Origin of the sequence: Eisenbergiella porci, assembly GCF_009696275.1 — a bacterium.
Classification (GTDB): Bacteria; Bacillota; Clostridia; order Lachnospirales; family Lachnospiraceae; genus Eisenbergiella; species Eisenbergiella porci.
The window spans coordinates 42,912-62,385 of the sequence record NZ_VUMI01000016.1 but is presented as its reverse complement, the minus strand read 5'-3'; the positions used below and the strand labels follow the sequence as shown (position 1 = coordinate 62,385).

Sequence of the window (19,474 nt, the reverse complement as noted above, 5' to 3'; positions counted from 1 at the left end):
TTGCAGCAAAGGGAAAAACGGAATGATTCGAATACAACAGATGAAGTTAAAGCCGGGACACGCCCCGGAGGCCGTGGAAGAAAAGGCCGCCAGGATACTGCGCATCCCTGCGGGACAGATTGCCTCCTGCAGCGTGGCGAAGCAATCCATAGATGCCAGGAAGAAACCGGAGATATGGTATTCCTACGTGGTGGATATCACTCTGAAAAGCGGGGATGAGGATAAGGTTATCAGGAAATGCCGGAATGCTGATGTAACCCGGTTTACCCCTGTGGCTTACCATTTTCCCGGGCCGGGAACTGAAAAAATGCAGCACCGGCCGCTTATTATCGGTATGGGGCCGGCGGGGCTTTTCTGCGGTTATATGCTTGCCAGGGCGGGATACCGCCCCATCATTTTAGAACGGGGCAGCGATGTACAGACCCGTTCCAGGGATGTGGAAGCATTCTGGGCAGGCGGCCCATGCAGGCCGGATTCCAATGTGCAGTTCGGTGAAGGCGGTGCAGGAACCTTTTCCGACGGCAAGCTGAATACGCTTGTTAAGGATAAAGAGGGCAGAAGCGGCGAGGTCCTGCGGATTTTTGTGGAGCATGGCGCGCCTTCCGGTATTTTGTATGAAAACAAACCGCATATCGGCACGGATATTCTGTCCCAGGTGGTCAGGAATATGCGGGAGCAGATCCTTTCCTGGGGCGGTGATGTCCATTTTAACACCAAAGTGACCGAGCTGCTTTTGGATAAGGGCAGGGTCACCGGCGTAAAATGTGCCGGAGGACAGGTTTTCCCGTCGGAGCAGGTGGTGTTGGCCATCGGCCACAGCGCCAGGGATACCTTTGAAATGCTGGAGCAGAAAAAGATACCCATGGAGGCCAAGGCATTTGCCGTGGGACTCCGGGTGGAGCATCCCCAGTCGCTTATCGATCTGTCCCAGTATGCCTGTGAATGGCCGGAGCATCTTCCTCCGGCCTCCTATAAGCTGACGGCCCAGACGTCTGAAAACAGGGGAGTCTATTCCTTCTGTATGTGTCCGGGCGGTTACGTGGTCAATGCCGCGAGCGAGGAGAAGCGGCTGGCGGTAAACGGCATGAGCTACAGCAGCAGGGACGGCAGAAATGCGAATTCCGCGATCATTGTTTCTGTAACACCGGAGGATTTCGGAGCCGAAGGGCCTCTTGCGGGCATCGCCTTCCAGCGCCGGCTGGAAGAAAAAGCATGGGAGCTGGGCGGCGGGAAAATCCCGGTACAGCGTTATCGGGATTTTGCGGACAGAAGCGGGGAAGCAAAGCGGGAAAAACATGTGGCGGCGGATTTTATGCCCTGCATCAAAGGAAAATATACTTTTGCCGATTTAAAACCTCTGTTTTCACCCTCCATCAGGAAAGCTTTTCTGGAGGGAATGGAAGCTTTTGACAGGATCATTCCCGGCTTTGCGGATGATGCGGTCTGCCTTTCCGGCGTGGAAAGCAGAACCTCGTCGCCTGTGCGTATTCACAGGGAGGCTGATTTTCAGTCGCAGGTCAGGGGGCTTTATCCCTGCGGAGAGGGCGCGGGATATGCGGGAGGCATTACTTCCGCCGCTATGGATGGTATGAAGATCGCAGAAGCTATTGCGAAATGCTATGAAATTATATAAAATGCTTTTTAGAGCATATGTACGGAGGATAAAATGATGGAGCAGTATCGTGAAAGGCTTAAGGATAAAAAAAGAATTGTTGTGAAAATAGGCTCTTCGTCCCTTCAGCATCCTGAGACCGGAGATCTGGACTATATTAAGCTGGAGGTTCTTGTAAGGGAGCTTTGCAATCTGAAAAACCAGGGCAAGGATGTGGTTCTTGTTACCTCCGGGGCCATTGCCCAGGGGAAAAAGGTAATGCATCTGAGGGAGGAGGACATCAACGAGCACAACCGGATTGCCATCAAGCAGGCCTGTGCCGCTATCGGCCAGTCGAGGCTGATGATGACCTATGAGCGTATTTTTTCCGAATATAACCAGGTAACCGCCCAGATTCTGATGACTAAAAATACGATAGTGGACGATCTGAACCGTTATAATGCCCACAATACCTTTTCCCAGCTGCTGCAAATGGGTGTTATCCCGGTGGTAAATGAAAATGATACGGTTGCCACCTATGAGCTGGAAATGGATAACGATACACTTTCCGCCATTGTGGCCGCCCTGATTGATGCGGATCTGCTGATTCTCCTTTCCGATATAGACGGGCTGTATACGGATGATCCCAGGAAAAACCCGGATGCCGAATTCGTGGAGATCGTGGAGGAGCTGAGCGATGCCTATATGGATATGGGGAAGGGAAGCACGGGAAGCAGCGTGGGCACCGGCGGCATGAATACCAAGCTAACCGCCGCTAAAATCGCCACCAAGGCAGGGGCGGATATGCTGATCGCGAACAGTAAGGATATCCGCATCATACACCGTCTCATGGACGGCAGGAATTACGGAACTTTGTTTGTGGCAAATAAGGACGAGGATTTTGACCTCCCCGGATTTGTAAGCAGGCTGAAAAAATAGGGACTGTGGCAGTTTGGACAGGGGCTGCGCATTTACTGCGCTGACCGTACGAAATGTATCGGCCAAAACAGACTATACGGAAAGGAGAACGGCAGAAATGAGCGAACCGCTTACCATGGATGAGAAAATAAAACGAATCAACGAGCTGTATCATAAATCCCAGGCAGAGGGGCTGAGCGCTGAGGAAAAGGATGAACAGGCGCGGCTGCGTAAGGAATATATCAACAGTGTGAAGGCGAACCTGCGTTCCCAGCTGAATAATATCAATATTCAGAATGAGGATGGCTCCGTCATCAATCTGGGAAAAGAACATGCGGAGTAAAAAAGAGTGCCGGAAGGAAGCGCTTGCCAGGCGTGCCCTGATGAGCGCCAAAGAGCGTGAGGCCGCCGGCAGACGGATCACAGACTTCCTCAGGGACAGTGAGGAATACCAACTGGCGGAAAAAATTCTGGTTTATGCCTCTTACCGGGATGAGGTGCCTACCTATGATTTGATAGAAGGCGCGCTGCGGGAGGGTAAACAGGTTTTCTGCCCGAAAATTGAAGGCCAGGCGCGGGCCAGAACAATGTCTTTTTACCGGATTATGGATCCGGAGGAGCTTCAGGACGGCTTTCAGGGAATCCCGGAGCCTGTGGTATTGCAGGGAAGGCATTATGAGACGGGAAAAAATTCCCGGGATTTGATCCTCATGCCCGGCACTGCTTTTGACAGGCAAAGGCGGCGGCTCGGATATGGAGGCGGTTTTTATGACCGGTTCTGCCGGAGGGCGCAGGGCGCGGCAAGAATTGCGCTCTGTTTTGACTGCCAGCTGCTGGAAGAGCTGCCCGAGGAGGAAACAGATATAAGGCCGGAACGGATCGTGACGGAATCGGGCTGGATATAGAATAAAACGGACTGGATATAAAAAAAACTGGCCGGATACAGTCATGCCGGATAAAGAAGAGGAATAGGCCAGGAGATGACACAGGGAGGGCGTGCCGCAGCGGCATGCTGATTTATGCGGTACCGCAGGCCTGCCTGCGGTGTTCAGGAGGTATGGTTATGAATCTGACGGAAATGGGAAAAGCGGCGGCAGCTGCGAAATATGAAGTGCAGAAAATGAGCGCGTCTGCGAAAAATGCGGCCTTGCTGGCAGTGGCGGACGCCCTTACAGGAAACTGTGGAAGAATTCTGGAAGCCAACGGGCGGGATGTGAGCCGGGCACAGGAGAACGGAATGCATCCGGGCATGGTGGATCGCCTGCGGCTGACAGAAGCCAGGGTGGAAGCCATGGCGGAAGGGCTGCGCCAGATAGCCGGGCTTCCGGATCCGCTGGGAGAGGTACTGGATCGGTTTACCCGTCCCAACGGTCTGGAAATCGAGAAACGCCGGGTGCCGCTGGGAGTCATTGGAATCATTTATGAATCCCGTCCCAATGTGACGGCGGATGCCTTCGGCCTTTGCTTTAAGGCGGGGAATGCCTGTATCCTCAAGGGCGGGAAGGATGCCATTGATTCCAACACCGCCATTGCGGAAAGCATCCGCGCTTCTCTTGCAGAATGCGGCGCCTGCGCCGATGCCATCCAGCTGATTACCGATACGGACAGGGAAACAACGGAGCGGTTCATGAAGCTGAACGGCTATGTGGATGTTCTCATTCCCAGAGGCGGCGCGGGACTGATCCGGGCGGTGGTGGAAAACAGCACGATACCCGTGATTGAAACCGGCACAGGCAACTGCCATATCTACGTGGATGAATATGCCGATATCCAAAAAGCAATTCCTATCATCATAAATGCCAAGACACAGCGTATCGGTGTCTGCAATGCCTGTGAGTCCCTGGTGATTCACGAAAATATCCGGGAGAAGGTCCTGCCGGCCCTGGCGGAAGCCCTCAGAAGCGCATCCGTGGAAATCCGGGGGGACGAAAGGACACTGTGCAGTGTCCCCGACGCGTCTACGGCTGACGAAGAGGACTACGGGAAGGAATACCTGGACTATATTCTTTCTGTGAAAACAGTGGACAGCCTGGACGAGGCCATTGCCCATATCAACCGTTACAATACGGGACATTCCGATTCCATTATCACGGAGAATGCCGACAATGCACAACGGTTTCTGAATGAAGTGGATTCTGCCTGCGTTTACGCCAATGCATCCACCCGGTTTACGGACGGCTTTGAATTCGGCTTCGGCGCGGAAATCGGAATCAGCACTCAGAAGCTGCATGCCAGAGGCCCTATGGGCCTAAAGGAACTGACTACCTATAAATACGTCATCCGCGGAAACGGACAGATCAGATAACAAAGGAGAAATTATATGAGCAAGGTTGTAGATAAATTTTTAACCTATGTAAAAATCGATACCCAGTCAGACGAAGAAAGCACCACCTTCCCAAGCACGGAAAAGCAGAAGGATCTGGCGCGCCTCCTGGTGGAGGAGCTTACTGAAATGGGCGCCGCAGATGTAAAAATGGATGAAAAATACGGCTATGTATATGCGGCCATCCCCTCCACGCTGAAGGACAAAGAGAAAAAAGTGCCTGTAATCGGCTTTATTGCCCATATGGATACCTCTCCGGCGGTAAGCGGAAAGGATGTAAAGCCCGGAATTGTGGAGAACTACGATGGCGGGGATATCCTGTTGAATCAGGAAAAGGGAATTATCCTCCCTGTAAAGGAAAACCCTGAGCTTCAGGACTATGTGGGGAAGAGCTTAATCGTAACGGACGGAACTACACTGCTGGGCGCGGATGACAAGGCGGGAGTCGCGGAAATCATGACCATGGCCGAAACCCTGCTTAAGTCTCCTGAAATAGAACACGGCACCATCCGCATCGCTTTTACGCCTGATGAAGAAGTGGGAAGCGGCGTGGATTATTTTGATGTGCCGGGCTTCGGCGCGGATTTCGCCTATACAGTGGACGGCGGTGCACTGGGCGAACTGGAATATGAGAATTTCAATGCCGCAAGCGCCAGGCTTCACGTACACGGCTACAGCGTACACCCGGGCAGCGCCAAGAATAAGATGCTCAACGCCATTCTCCTGGCCCAGGAATTCCAGAACCTTCTTCCTGTGCATGAGAATCCCGCTTCCACGGAAGGATATGAGGGCTTTTATCATCTGGAGAAATTCAGCGGCGTTGTGGAAAGCGCGGTGGCGGATTACATCATTCGCGATCATTCCCGGGAAAAATTTGAGCAGAAGAAGGCGTATTTTAAAGATGCTGCGGCTTTGATGAACTTAAAGTACGGCAGAGAAGTCCTGACAGTGGAAATGACGGACAGCTACTATAATATGAAAGAAAAGATATACCCGGAAAATGCCCATCTCATTGATACGGCTGTGAAGGCGATGGAAATGGCGGAGGTGACTCCTGTAATTTCTCCCATCCGCGGCGGTACGGACGGCGCGAGGCTTTCCTTTATGGGGCTTCCCTGCCCGAATCTGTGCACAGGGGGCATGAATTACCACGGCAGATTTGAATATGTGTGCATCGAATCCATGGAAAAATGTGTGGAGATTATCCTGAACATTATTTCCCTGTATGCCGGCTGTTAAAGAGGAGCAAGGATGAAAATCGAAGAAATAAACGCTTTACTGGAAGATATTGACTTAAACGGACAGCCTCCTTCAGAGGAGCCCGCCAGACAGTATTATTACCTGAAAAAATGCCGCAGCTATGTGGAAGCGGAGGAAAAGAAGCTGGGCAGGAAGCTGACGGCCTGTGTCACTACCTTTGGCTGCCAGATGAATGCCCGGGATTCGGAGAAGCTTTCCGGTATTCTGGAGCAGGCGGGTTATGTGCTTACGGACAGCGAGGAGGCTGATTTTGACATATACAATACCTGTACGGTGCGCGATAATGCGGACCAGCGGGTATACGGCAGGCTGGGGCATTTAAACAGTCTGAAAAAGAAAAATCCCCATATGAAGGTAGCTCTGTGCGGCTGCATGATGCAGGAGCCGGGAACCATTGAGAAAATCAGGAAAAGCTACCGTTTCGTGGATCTGGTATTCGGCACCCATAATATTTTCAAATTCGCGGAGCTTCTGGCTTCCGTATTTGAACAGAAGGCCATGATCGTCGATATCTGGGAGGGGACGGATAAAATCGTGGAGGATCTTCCGGTAGAAAGAAAATATCCTTTCAAGTCCGGGATCAACATCATGTTTGGCTGCAATAATTTCTGCAGCTACTGTATCGTTCCTTATGTAAGAGGACGTGAAAGAAGCCGCAGCCCCAAAGATATTATCCGGGAAATAGAAGCTCTGGCGGCGGACGGCGTGGTGGAAATCATGCTGCTGGGCCAGAATGTGAATTCCTACGGAAAGAATCTGGAGGAGCCAATGAGCTTTGCCGGACTTCTGCGGGAGGTGGAAAAAATTGAAGGAATAGAGCGTATCCGCTTCATGACCTCCCATCCCAAGGATTTATCCGATGAACTGATAGAGGTGATGGCTTCCTCCAAAAAGATATGCCGTCATCTGCACCTGCCTCTGCAGTCCGGCTCCACCCGAATCCTGCAGGCCATGAACAGGCGCTATACGAAGGAACAGTATCTGGCCCTGGTGGAAAAAATACGCGCCGCCATACCTGATATCGCCCTGACGACGGATATTATTGTGGGCTTCCCCGGAGAAACGCCGGAGGATGTGGAGGAAACTATAGATGTTATTAAAAAGGTGCGGTTTGACAATGCCTTTACCTTTATTTATTCCAAAAGGACAGGAACCCCCGCGGCGGCCATGGAAAACCAGGTATCTGAGGAGATTGTGAAGGAAGGCTTTGACAAAGTGCTGCGCACGGTGCAGGAGATAGCCAGAGAGCAGGTGAAACGCCTGTCGGGCCTGACGCTGGAGGCATTGGTGGAAGAGGTAAACGAACAGGATCCCAGCCTGGTAACAGGCCGGCTTTCCAACAATACGCTGGTTCATTTCCCCGGAGACCCTTCCTTGATAGGGAAAATTGTTTCTGTATATCTGAAGGAATATAAGGGCTTTTATTTCCTGGGGGAAATGGCGGGAGGTGTGCCGGAATGCGGAAAGGCATGAAAATATGGCTCTGGATTGTACTCTTCATGGATATAATCACCTTTATATACTATGGCAGGCTGTTTCTGCTGGGACTTTCGGCGGCGGCCGCCTGCATGATACCGGAGCTGCTGCAGATAACAGGTGTGAGCATTCTGCTGTTTCATAAACGCAGACTGGGGTTTTATATTATCTGCCTGTCCGAGGTGGTTATTTTTGCGGCAAATGTCACGCTGTTTGACGGGGACATTGTTCTGTCCCTCATCAATTCCGTGGTGGTTCCGCTGGTTATTTATGCGCTGATGAAACCGTACTGGAATTGCTTCCGGTAGGGGAAAGCCATTAAGGCTTCTCTAATACTTTCCGAAACATAAAAATTGGCCGGAAGCTGATGCTTCCGGCTGTCATTTATTACCGGGATGCCTGATAGGTAAGAGGTTACTGTCTGGCAGTACAACATTGTTAAGCATGCCGGCTCTTTGATCCCGCTGTGAAATTAGTATTCGCCAAATCAAAATATTTGTATTATAATACAAGAATATACAGCAGCGTGAATATAACGCTGAGTACCAGGCTGATTGCGGAAACGATTACGCCTGCAAGGGCGACTCCGGAATGCTGGCCTGTTTTCACCAGGCTGATAATGCTCATAATCAGCCCTGCGATGGTGCAGACAATCGGGATAACGAGAAGCCAGCAGAAAACAGCGCCCATAATGCCGAATATGAAGGATTGTGGCAACAATGAATGCGACAATCAGAACGCCGGTCTTTTTCTTAAGGGCCATATTGAAGTACCGCATAACAGCTATATCGTAAATCTGAAGCATGTAATTAAAGCGGAGGGGAATGTGCAGGAGCTGGCGGACGGGACTGCCCTTACAATTTCCTGTTCCCGGAAGGAAGAATTCTGCAGAAGCTTTGCCAGGTATCTGGGCAGAAAATATAACAAAAAACAGTAATCAAAGATATATTTATACATATTTTTAACATTTATTCAAATTATATAACGGTTTCTTTTGAAAAAAACATATGTCCGTTACGCAAAGACACTACACTATAATAGTAAATGAAATAAAAATTATTTTTTGGCACCATTTTAGCAAAAACTATGCTATAATACAAAAGTCGCGTCCTGAATTTCAGGACATGACAACTTGTGGGTTGGAAATTTGATGCCTGGCTTAAGGAAAACAATTGAGCAAATTGTATGCGATTATGGATTGTATGCAATAAATAAAAATTGTTTATTTGATATCATTCCCCAAAATGTATTATCTTTTTCCTGGCCAATGCATCAAGTTTCTCCCCAACAGCCCACATTTTGATGCCAGGAATAATAAGGATTATTGTATCTGTTCAGTATCCTTACAGTTACAGATTATTTTTGCAGCGCTGCCGGTATGGCAGCGCTTTTTTTTCCTGCGGGGCGGGTTGGAGGAAGGAGAGACTTTGAAGCATAATCAAGCCTCCGGATGCCCTGGCTTGTGCAGAAGAAATGTCGGGAATATTGTTGCCTGAATCCATATAAAGCCTGGCAGCAGTACCGTCGTCTGGACTGTTACTAAGCCTGAGAATACGCCGTTGGAAGGATTTTGTTAAGATTTACAATTTCCCCATTTTGTGCTATATTTTATAGATGTATGCTTTCGGATTTGAAATGGGAATTACAAAGGAGAAACTGAACAATGGCAGAATTAACGCCGATGATGCAGCAATACATGGAAACCAAAAAGCAATATCCGGACTGTATCCTCTTTTACCGTCTTGGAGACTTTTATGAAATGTTTTTTGAGGATGCCCTGACAGCGTCCAGAGAACTGGAAATCACACTGACAGGGAAGAACTGCGGCCAGGAGGAGCGGGCGCCCATGTGCGGGGTCCCTTATCATGCGGTAGAAGGATATTTAAGCCGGCTGGTGAGCAAGGGCTACAAGGTTGCCATCTGTGAACAGATGGAGGATCCCAAGCTGGCCAAGGGGCTGGTTAAGAGAGAGGTGGTCCGGATTGTAACGCCCGGAACCAACCTGAATATCCAGGCCCTGGAGGAAAATAAAAATAATTATATTATGTGCATTGCCTACTTCGCCGGGAAAACAGGCATCTCCGTGGCGGATGTCACCACCGGCGATTATTATATGACCGAAGTGGAGGACAACAGGAAGCTTCTGGATGAGGTGATGAAATATGCGCCGTCCGAAATTATTTGCAATGATGCGTTTCTTGTAAGCGGCATGGAACTGGATGATTTGAAGGAGCGGCTGGGAATCGCCATTTATTCCCTGGAACCCCATTATTTCGACGATGATCTGTGCAGAAAATGCCTGATGAAGCATTTTGGCGTCAATTCGTTGTCGGGCCTGGGCGTGGAGGAATTCCCTAACGGGGTGATTGCGGCGGGATCGCTTCTTTCCTATTTATATGACACCCAGAAAATACCGCTGAGCCATTTTACCCATATTGAACCGTATCTGGTCAACAGGTATATGCTTCTGGACAGCTCCACAAGACGGAATCTGGAGCTGACGGAAACGCTGCGGGAAAAACAGAAGAGAGGCTCTCTTCTCTGGGTGCTTGATAAGACAAGGACAGCCATGGGGGCCAGAATGCTTAGAAGCTTCCTGGAACAGCCCCTGATCCATAAAAATGAAATGGAGGAACGGCTGGATGCCGTGGAGGCCTTCTGCAGCAATCCGGTGGCCAGGGATGAAATCCGGGAATACCTGAATCCTATCTACGATTTGGAGCGTCTGCTGGGAAAGGTGAGCTACAAGACGGCCAATCCCAGGGATTTGATCGCTTTCCGCAATTCTATGGAAATGCTCCCTCATATTAAAACCGTGCTGAAAGAGCTTCCGGGGACAGCCAATGAAAAAATAGAGCAGGAAATGGACGGCCTGGAGGATCTCTATCTTCTGATCTGTGACTCCATAGAGGAGGAGCCGCCCATTACCATCCGTGAAGGCGGAATGATCAAAGCAGGCTATAATGAGGACATCGATAATCTGCGCAGGGCGAAAACGGAGGGCAAGAACTGGCTGGCAGAGCTGGAAAATGCCGAAAGGGAGCGTACAGGCATTAAAAATCTGCGCGTTAAATACAACAAGGTATTCGGCTATTATCTGGAGGTGACCAAATCCTACCTGAACATGGTGCCGGAGGATTATATCAGGAAGCAGACGCTGACCAACGCGGAACGCTATACCCTGCCCCGGTTGAAGGAGCTGGAGGATACTATTTTAAATGCGGAGGATAAGCTCTGCACGCTGGAATATGATCTGTTCTGTGAAATCAGGGACCGGATAGCGGGAGAAATCGAAAGAATTCAGACTACCGCGAAAGCGGTGGCGAGGCTGGATGTATTCTGTTCCTTTTCCCTGGTGGCGGAGCAGAATCACTATGTCAGGCCGGTGCTGAACGAAAAGGGACAGATCAATATCAAGGACGGCCGCCATCCTGTGGTGGAAAAAATGATTGAGCATGATATGTTCATTCCCAACGATACCTATCTGGACAATAATTCCCACCAGATAGCCGTAATTACGGGACCGAACATGGCGGGCAAATCCACATACATGCGCCAGACAGCGCTTATAGTGCTGATGGCCCAGGTGGGAAGCTTTGTCCCTGCAAGACAGGCGGCCATCGGAATCGTTGACCGTATTTTTACCCGTGTCGGGGCATCGGACGATCTGGCCAGCGGCCAGAGTACCTTTATGGTAGAAATGAGCGAGGTGGCCAATATCCTGCGCAATGCCACCAGAAACAGTCTGCTTATCCTGGATGAAATCGGAAGGGGAACCTCAACCTTTGACGGGCTGAGCATCGCCTGGGCGGTGATTGAGCATATCAGCAACCGCAAGCTCCTGGGGGCAAAAACGCTGTTTGCCACCCATTATCATGAGCTGACCGAGCTGGAAGGCAAGATGAATAACGTGAATAATTACTGTATCGCCGTTAAGGAAAAAGGGGATGATATTGTTTTCCTGCGTAAGATTATCAAGGGTGGCGCGGATAAGAGCTACGGCATCCAGGTGGCGAGGCTGGCCGGGGTGCCCGATATGGTGATTGACCGGGCCAAGGAAATTGTGGAGCAGCTCAGCGATAACGACATTACGGAGAAGGTTCAGAGCATTTCCATAGTGGACGGGGGCGCGCCTGCCAGAAAGCAGGAGCATTATGACGAGTTGGATCTGGAGCAGATATCCCTGTTCGATACGGTGACCGATGCGGATGTGCTGGACGAACTGAAAAACGTGGAGGTGAGTACCATGACCCCGCTGGATGCCCTGAATACCCTGTACCGCCTGCAGAACAAGCTGAAAAACAGATGGTAGGCAGCAGTGTCCCCGCAGGCTGCCGGGCAATTGCGGGCCAAGGCAGGACAGCGGTGAAGAAAGGAGACACAGATGGCGGAAATCAAACTGCTGGATAGCAGCACCATAGATAAAATAGCGGCGGGCGAAGTGGTGGAACGGCCATCCAGCGTGGTAAAGGAGCTGGTGGAGAACGCCATGGACGCAGGCGCAAAGGCAGTAACCGTGGAAATCAGGGATGGCGGCTGTTCTTTTATCCGCGTTACGGACAACGGGGGCGGAATTGAAAAGGAACAGGTGCGAAAGGCATTTTTCCGCCATGCCACCAGCAAAATCCGTTCGGTTGAGGATCTGTACCGGGTAAGAAACCTGGGGTTTCGGGGCGAGGCGCTTTCCAGCATCGCTGCGGTTTCCATGGTGGAGCTGATCACAAAGACGAAGGAAGAACTGACGGGAGTCCATTACCGCCTGGAAGGGGAAAAGGAACGGGATTTTTCAGAGGTAGGCGCACCGGAAGGCACAACCATCATTGTCAGGGAGCTTTTCTTTAATACGCCTGTCAGGAAAAAATTTCTGAAATCCCCGGCCACGGAGGGCAGCTATATATCAGATTTGATGGAGCATATGGCGCTTTCCAGGCCCGATGTGGCTTTTCAGTTTATGATGAACGGGCAGGTCAGGTTCCATACCTCCGGCAACGGAGATCTGAAGGAAATTGTCTACCGCATTTACGGAAGGGAGATTGTAAAGGAACTGATTCCTTTTTCCGTAAAAGAGGAGGGAATAGAAGTGGAAGGCTTCCTGGGAAGCCCTTCCGTGGTTCGCTCCAATAGAAATTTTGAATTTTTCTTTGTGAATGGAAGATACATTAAGAGCCCTCTGCTTTCCAAGGGACTGGAGGCAGGCTACAAGGCTTATCTGATGCAGCACAAGTTCCCTTTTGCGCTGCTGCACATCAATATGGATACGGAACGGATTGACGTGAATGTCCATCCTTCCAAAATGGAAATACGGTTCCATGATCAGCCAGGCCTGTACGCCTTTCTGGAAGAACAGGTGCGCACAGCCTTAAGACGCCGTGAAATGATACCGGATGTGACGTTTGCTGACACGAAAGAAAAGAAAAGGGCGGATGAGAAAAAGGCGGATGAGAAAAAGGAATCGCCCAAAGTTCAAACCGCTCAAAGCCAACAGGCGGCGCAGCCTGCACCTGCGGCGGAAACGGTTCAGGCGCAGGTGGTTAAGAAAGCTGCATCGGTCCGGCAGCAGGCGCCCGATGCCGGATTAAATATATCAACAGAAACAGTTGCTGCGGCTGCCCCGGTTGAAGCGGCCGCAGAACGCGCCGCTGTTTCGCCGCCTTCCCGCCCAAAGCCGGAGGCTCCGCAGCCCTTTGAGACTCAGCGGCTTGGCCGTATGCTTCAGGAAGAAGAAGGGCAGTATACGGTAAAGGATGTCAGACAGATGGAGCTTTTCGAAGAAAAGCTGCTTACTAAAGAGGCGGTGCAGAGCTACCGGATATTGGGACAGGTATTTGATACCTACTGGATTGCGGAATACGAGGAAAAGCTTCTCTTTATCGACCAGCATGCAGCCCATGAAAAGGTGAAGTACGAAGCCCTGATAAATAAGCTGGAAAACGGAAGCGTTGACAGCCAGATGCTCACGCCGCCTATCGTTTTGAACCTGTCGGCAAGGGAAGCCCATCTTCTCGAGGAGTATTCTTCCTATTTTGCGCAGCTGGGCTTCGAAATCGAGGAATTCGGCGGTAATGCCTATGCAGTACGTTCCGTACCGTGCGACCTTTACGGACATTGTGAAAAAGAATTCCTGGAGGCTATACTGGATGAACTGGAGGAAGAACCGCCTCACGGCGCGCCAAAGGCAATCGCCGAAAAGCTGGCCTCCATGGCCTGTAAGTCTGCGGTAAAGGGTAATCACTCCATGTCACGGGAGGAAATGGCTTCGCTGCTTGAACAGCTGCTGCAGCTGGAGAATCCCTACCATTGCCCTCACGGCAGGCCTACGATTATTACTATGAGCAAATATGAACTGGAAAGAAAATTCAAAAGGATTATTTAAATTTACGCGGAGAAGGGAGTCAATATGGAAGAAAAGCAGAAAAAAGAACCTCTTATCATTCTGACAGGCCCCACCGCCGTGGGAAAGACGGCCCTGTCCCTGAAGCTGGCACAGAAGCTTCAGGGAGAAATTATCTCTGCGGATTCCATGCAGGTATACCGGCATATGGACATTGGATCGGCCAAAATCCTGCCCTCAGAAATGCAGGGCATTCCCCATCATTTGATCGATGTCCTGGAACCGGAGGACGAGTTTAATGTGGTTACCTTCCAGAAAATGGCGAAGCAGGCCATTTCCGATATCCGCAGCCGGGGGAAAATCCCCATTATTACAGGAGGCACTGGCTTTTACATCCAGTCGGTCCTGTATGATATTGACTTTACGGAAAATCCGGAGGATGACGCCTGCCGCAGGACGCTTGAGCAGACTGCGGAGGAAAAAGGGCCGGAATATCTTCACAAAATGCTGGCGGCCGTGGACAGGGAAGCGGCGGAGCAGATACATGCCAACAATGTAAAGCGTGTGATCCGCGCCCTGGAATATTATCTATCCACCGGAGAAAAGATATCTGCTCACAATGAGCAGGAACGGAAAAAACAGGCGGCATACAATGCCTGCTATTTCGTATTGAATGATAAACGGGAAGCCATTTATGACCGCATAGATAAAAGGGTGGACGATATGCTGGCCAAAGGGTTGCTGGAAGAGGTGCGCGGCCTGAAGGAACGGGGCTGCAGCAGACAGCTGGTTTCCATGCAGGGGCTGGGCTATAAGGAAATCCTGGGCTTTCTGGAAGGAGAGTACGATCTGGAAAGAGCCGTTTATCTGATAAAAAGAGATACCAGACATTTTGCCAAACGGCAGTTAACCTGGTTCCGCAGGGAAAAGGATGTAATCTGGGTGGAAAAGCCGGATTTTGCATCGGAAGAGGACATGCTTTCATTTATGCTGGAAAGCTGCGTGCAAAGGGGCCTGGTGGAGTAAGGAGGCCCGGAATGCCTGTGGTATTTCAGGTTTTGTATGGTAAGGAACAAGGAAACTGTCCAGCAGGCTGACGCTTTTGCTGTGAAGGAACTGAACAGTTATAAAATAAGAAGAAAAAGAAGAAAAAATATCCGCCGCCGTAATTGCGGAAAGAAATGAGGAGACATGAAGGAAAGCAATATTTCAGATTTTTACCGGGAAATGGGAATCAGTGAACCGGTGCTCAGGTTCGGTGAGCAGGTGCTTAAGGAACTGAAGGGACGGTTTGAAGAAATAGATGAAACTGCGGAATATAACCAGTTGAAGGTATTAAAGGCCATGCAGGAAAATAAGGTGAGCGAGGCCTGCCTGCTGGGCACCACCGGCTATGGCTATAATGATTTGGGAAGAGAGACATTGGAGTCCGTATATGCCGCTGTTTTCCATACGCAGGATGCGCTGGTCAGGCCCCAGATTACCTGCGGCACCCATGCGCTTGCCCTGGCGCTCATGAGCAACCTGCGGCCCGGAGACGAGCTGCTTTCCCCTGTGGGAAAGCCCTATGACACGCTGGAAGAGGTCATCGGCATCAGGGAGTCCAGAGGCTCCCTGAAGGAATACGGCATCAGCTACCGTCAGGTTGATCTTCTGCCGGACGGGGGCTTTGATTATGAAAATATTGAAAAGGCCCTGAATGAACGCACCAGGCTTGTGACCATACAGCGCTCCAAAGGTTATCAGACAAGGCCCACGCTGTCCGTAAAGCGCATCGGCGAGCTGATCGCGTTCATCAAAAGCAGAAAGCCGGACTGTATCTGCATGGTGGACAACTGCTATGGAGAATTTGTGGAGCGCATGGAGCCAACGGATGTGGGCGCTGATATGTGTGTCGGCTCCCTGATTAAAAACCCCGGCGGCGGCCTGGCACCCATCGGCGGCTATATTGCCGGCACCAGGGAATGCGTGGAAAACGCGGCCTGCCGCCTGACCTCTCCGGGGCTTGGCAAGGAGGTGGGCGCGTCATTGGGCATCCTGCCCCAGTTTTACCAGGGACTGTTCCTTGCTCCTACGGTTACGGCCAGCGCTCTGAAGGGGGCCATTTTTGCCGCCAATATTTATGAACGTCTGGGCTTCGGCGTAGTCCCTGACGGGAAGGAGAGCAGGCATGACATTATCCAGGCGGTCACCTTCGGAAATCCTGAAGGCCTGATTGCCTTCTGCGAAGGGATCCAGGCGGCCGCGCCGGTGGACAGCTTCGTGCGTCCCGAACCCTGGGATATGCCGGGCTATGACAGCCAGGTTATCATGGCGGCCGGTGCGTTCGTTTCCGGTTCTTCCATAGAACTGAGCGCAGACGGCCCCCTCAAACCGCCCTATGCGGTCTATTTTCAGGGCGGCCTGACCTGGCCCCATGCAAAATTCGGCATATTAAAATCCCTTCAGCGCTGTGTGGGGGCGAAAGCCGTCCAATTGCCGCACTAAAGCGATTCTTCTCCTGACGTATCCGCGGGGAACGTGTCAATCGCTGTCGAACAGGGCGAAATTTTTTACTTTTAGATTCTATACATGGATCTGGAAGTATGCTAATATAGGTAATGGCAACAAATACAAAGGATGAATGATGAAGAAAATGAAAAGTAAAAACGGATGGACCTGTCTGCTGCTTGTTCTGGCCGGAATTGTACTGGGAGGCTTCGTTGGAAGCCTGTTTCCCGCAAGCTTCATGAATTTCGGACAGACCTTCGGGTTTACAAGCCCGCTTATCCTGGATTTCGGGATACTGAGCATCACCTTTGCGCTGACGATCAAAATTACAATAGCAAGCATACTGGGGATAGTGATTGCATTGCTGATTTACCGTATTCTTTGAAAAGCCGCGGGCTTATGCTGTAAAAGTGAGTACATACAGGCGGCCGTACCCGTGAGGAGCGTTCGGAAACGTGAAGAAACGGGGAATTAAATGAATCAAACGAATCAAAAAGAACCATGCTATGAAGAGATGAAGCCCTATGAAAAATTTATGGCAAAGGGGCCGGAATATCTCTCCGAAGAGGAACTGCTCGCCATCATTATCTGGACCGGCACCAGAACCATGGATGCCCTGCAGCTGGCAAAGCAGGTGCTTGCCCTCAGCAAGGGCAGGGAAAAAGGGCTGCTCGGCCTGCAGCATCTGTCCGTCGGGGACCTTTGCAAGGTCAACGGCATCGGCCAGGTGAAGGCGGTGAAAATCAAATGCCTTATTGAGCTGTCACGCAGGCTGGCTATGGCGGATACTCGTGAGAGATTACAGTTTACCAAACCGGAAACTGTGGCAGACTATTATATGGAACGACTGAGGGGAAAGGAAACGGAGGAAGTGATTCTTGTGATGACAGACAACAAGAACCGCCTGATCTGTGACAGGACACTGTCCAAGGGCACCGTCAACTGTTCCCTGGTATCGCCCCGGGAGATTTTCCTTATGGCGATGGAATACCATGCTGTACATATCCTGCTGATCCATAATCATCCCAGCGGAGATGCCTCTCCCAGCAGACAGGATATTGAAATTACGAAACATCTGGCCCAGCTTTGCGGCATGATGCAGCTGCCCCTGACCGATCATATCATAGTGGGTGATAACTGCTATGTAAGCTTCAGGGAGTCCGGCCTGTTGAAATAAGGAAGGAGAAAATCATTTTGTCTACGAATGCTTTTGGAATCGATTTAGGTACGAGCAACATTAAGATTTACAGCGCGGCGGATGACAAGATCATGATTGAAAAAAACATGATCGCCGTGCAGAACAAGAAGACCGTTTTCGCTTATGGGGATTCCGCCTATGAAATGTATGAAAAGGCTCCCGGCAATATCCAGATTTCCTATCCGCTCTGCAACGGCGTTATCGCCGATATTAAGAATATGGAAACTCTGATCCGTTTTTTTGTGACGGATATGTCCGGAGGCAATATCAAGCCTGCCGACTTCTATATTGCGGTGCCTACCGATATTACGGAGGTGGAGAAGCGCGCCTTTTACGATCTGATTAAGGACGCCAATGTAAAGGCCCGTAAAATCATGGTGGTGGAAAAGGCGGTGGCAGACGGCCTGGGCCTTGATATCGACGTAAAGAATTCCCAGGGCGTCCTGGTAGTTAACGTGGGCTATGATACCACGGAGGTTTCCATCCTTTCACTGGGAGGCATCGTACTCAGCCGTCTGATCAAGACGGGCGGTCTGAAGTTCGACGAAGCTATCCGCAGCGCGGTCCGCAAGGAATACGGCCTGCTGATCGGCGGCAAAACAGCGGAGGGCATTAAAAAATCCCTGGCTGAGCTGGAAGAAGCGGGAACAGGCGCGGAAGTATTCGGAAGAGATATCGTGACCGGACTTCCCGTTGAACGGGAAATCCCTACGGAGCTGGTGGTTTCCTGCCTGGAAGAGCATTTTAATTCGATTATTGACTGTGTAAAGGTAATTCTGGAACGTACGCCTCCGGAACTGGGAGCGGACATTTACCGTCACGGCATTTATCTTACCGGCGGCGCATCCCAGATCAGCCATCTTGCGGATATGCTTGGCAAGAGCACAGGCCTGCGTGTCAATGTGGCGGAACGCCCCATTGAAAGCGTTGTTCTCGGACTTTCCAAGGTTCTGAACGAGGAAAACTATAAATCAGTTGCCTATGCAATTGAAGGGATGGGTAAATGAGTCCTGTAATCAAGAAGAAAAGAAACAAATTCACACTGCCCGGCAAGTATCTTCTTATGATTTTATCTGCGGTCTGTGTGATTCTTATGATAGTCACTTTCAGAACAGATCTGTTTGAAGGGCCTCTCAGGGCCGCCGCGGGCTATGTGGTGGTACCCTTTCAGAAGGGCATTGCCTCCGTAGGCGGATATATGTATGACCGGGCGGAGGAGATGGGGCAGCTGAAGGCTGTGCTGGAGGAAAACCAGAAACTGAAGGAGCAGGTGGATGAGCTGACAATGGAAAACGCCCAGCTCCAGCAGGATAAATATGAGCTTGCCAGCTTAAGGGAGCTTTATGATATTGATAAGGCAACCTCGGATTATGAGAAAATGGGAGCGAGAGTTATCGCAAGCGACTCCAGCAACTGGTTTTATTCTTTTACGATTGACAAAGGCTCCGACGACGGCATACAGGTGGACATGAATGTGCTCGCAGGCAGCGGCCTGGCGGGCCGGGTTGTCAGCGTCGGCCCCAATTATGCAAGGGTGCTTTCGATTATCGCTGATAATTCCAATATTTATGGAACCGTACTTTCCACCTCCGCTAACCTGATGGTTTCCGGAAACCTGCAGTCGGTGATGTCGGATGGGGTAATCCGTTTTGACCAGCTCTCCGATAAGGAAGACAAGGTATCGGAAGGGGATAAGGTAGTAACCTCGAACATAAGCAGTAAATATCTTTCAGGAATTCCCATCGGCTTCATCAGCTCCATCAATACGGCCCCCAACAATATGACTAAATGGGGCTATATTACACCGGCCGTGGATTTCCAGCACATTCAGGAGGTCCTGGTGATTATGGAGCTGAAGCAGCCGGTTCCGGATAAGGAATAGGGAGG

17 protein-coding genes are annotated in these 19,474 nt (G+C 50.7%); all 17 read left to right on the top strand.

Going from position 1 to position 19,474, the window contains the following annotated elements:
• The first annotated feature begins 22 nt into the window (after positions 1–22).
• The 17 genes from FYJ45_RS11640 to mreC all read left to right on the top strand — a co-directional run bounded on the left by FYJ45_RS11640 (position 23) and on the right by mreC (position 19,469).
• On the top strand, positions 23–1,633 hold the full coding sequence (locus FYJ45_RS11640; protein WP_154464715.1) for an NAD(P)/FAD-dependent oxidoreductase: 1,611 nt from the start codon (positions 23–25) through the stop codon (positions 1,631–1,633).
• Between the two features lie 36 nt (positions 1,634–1,669).
• On the top strand, positions 1,670–2,530 hold the full coding sequence (proB, locus tag FYJ45_RS11635; RefSeq protein ID WP_025490090.1) for a glutamate 5-kinase: 861 nt from the start codon (positions 1,670–1,672) through the stop codon (positions 2,528–2,530).
• A 97-nt stretch (positions 2,531–2,627) separates the two neighbouring features.
• On the top strand, positions 2,628–2,852 hold the full coding sequence (locus FYJ45_RS11630; RefSeq protein WP_021633874.1) for a DUF896 domain-containing protein: 225 nt from the start codon (positions 2,628–2,630) through the stop codon (positions 2,850–2,852).
• The gene (locus FYJ45_RS11625; RefSeq protein WP_195841790.1) at positions 2,842–3,414 is read left to right on the top strand and encodes a 5-formyltetrahydrofolate cyclo-ligase; all 573 of its coding nucleotides are present in this window, start codon (positions 2,842–2,844) and stop codon (positions 3,412–3,414) included. The genes FYJ45_RS11630 and FYJ45_RS11625 overlap by 11 nt, the downstream gene beginning before the upstream one ends.
• 158 nt (positions 3,415–3,572) lie before the next feature.
• On the top strand, positions 3,573–4,814 hold the full coding sequence (locus tag FYJ45_RS11620; protein ID WP_154464713.1) for a glutamate-5-semialdehyde dehydrogenase: 1,242 nt from the start codon (positions 3,573–3,575) through the stop codon (positions 4,812–4,814).
• A 15-nt stretch (positions 4,815–4,829) separates the two neighbouring features.
• Positions 4,830–6,071, top strand: coding sequence for a peptidase T (gene pepT / locus FYJ45_RS11615; RefSeq protein ID WP_154464712.1), 1,242 nt, complete (start codon positions 4,830–4,832; stop codon positions 6,069–6,071).
• Between the two features lie 12 nt (positions 6,072–6,083).
• Positions 6,084–7,565: a tRNA (N6-isopentenyl adenosine(37)-C2)-methylthiotransferase MiaB gene (gene miaB, locus FYJ45_RS11610; RefSeq protein ID WP_154464711.1), complete on the top strand. Its 1,482-nt coding sequence runs from the start codon at positions 6,084–6,086 to the stop codon at positions 7,563–7,565.
• Positions 7,550–7,876 carry a hypothetical protein gene (locus FYJ45_RS11605; protein ID WP_154464710.1) on the top strand — a complete coding sequence of 109 codons (327 nt, stop codon included), beginning with the start codon at positions 7,550–7,552 and terminating at the stop codon, positions 7,874–7,876. The genes miaB and FYJ45_RS11605 overlap by 16 nt, the downstream gene beginning before the upstream one ends.
• A 218-nt stretch (positions 7,877–8,094) precedes the next feature.
• The gene (locus FYJ45_RS11600; RefSeq protein ID WP_154464709.1) at positions 8,095–8,505 is read left to right on the top strand and encodes a hypothetical protein; all 411 of its coding nucleotides are present in this window, start codon (positions 8,095–8,097) and stop codon (positions 8,503–8,505) included.
• 726 nt (positions 8,506–9,231) lie between these two features.
• Positions 9,232–11,880 (top strand): DNA mismatch repair protein MutS, encoded by a 2,649-nt coding sequence (gene mutS, locus FYJ45_RS11595; RefSeq protein WP_154464708.1) that lies wholly within the window; start codon positions 9,232–9,234, stop codon positions 11,878–11,880.
• 72 nt (positions 11,881–11,952) lie between these two features.
• Positions 11,953–13,941 (top strand): DNA mismatch repair endonuclease MutL, encoded by a 1,989-nt coding sequence (gene mutL / locus FYJ45_RS11590; RefSeq protein ID WP_154464707.1) that lies wholly within the window; start codon positions 11,953–11,955, stop codon positions 13,939–13,941.
• Between the two features lie 24 nt (positions 13,942–13,965).
• Positions 13,966–14,925, top strand: a complete 960-nt coding sequence (miaA, locus tag FYJ45_RS11585) for a tRNA (adenosine(37)-N6)-dimethylallyltransferase MiaA (RefSeq protein WP_154464706.1) — start codon at positions 13,966–13,968, stop codon at positions 14,923–14,925.
• 165 nt (positions 14,926–15,090) lie between these two features.
• A complete protein-coding gene (locus FYJ45_RS11580; RefSeq protein ID WP_154464705.1) occupies positions 15,091–16,386 on the top strand; it encodes a methionine gamma-lyase family protein in 1,296 nt (431 codons plus the stop codon).
• 148 nt (positions 16,387–16,534) lie between these two features.
• A complete protein-coding gene (locus FYJ45_RS11575; protein ID WP_025490080.1) occupies positions 16,535–16,774 on the top strand; it encodes a DUF4321 domain-containing protein in 240 nt (79 codons plus the stop codon).
• Positions 16,775–16,864: 90 nt separating this feature from the next.
• Entirely contained in the window at positions 16,865–17,566 is a 702-nt protein-coding gene (radC, locus tag FYJ45_RS11570) for a RadC family protein (protein WP_235930770.1), read from the top strand.
• A 17-nt stretch (positions 17,567–17,583) separates the two neighbouring features.
• On the top strand, positions 17,584–18,594 hold the full coding sequence (mreB, locus tag FYJ45_RS11565; RefSeq protein WP_021633893.1) for a rod shape-determining protein: 1,011 nt from the start codon (positions 17,584–17,586) through the stop codon (positions 18,592–18,594).
• Positions 18,591–19,469 carry a rod shape-determining protein MreC gene (mreC, locus tag FYJ45_RS11560; protein WP_021633894.1) on the top strand — a complete coding sequence of 293 codons (879 nt, stop codon included), beginning with the start codon at positions 18,591–18,593 and terminating at the stop codon, positions 19,467–19,469. Before mreB ends, mreC begins: the two co-directional genes overlap by 4 nt.
• Positions 19,470–19,474: the final 5 nt, after the last annotated feature.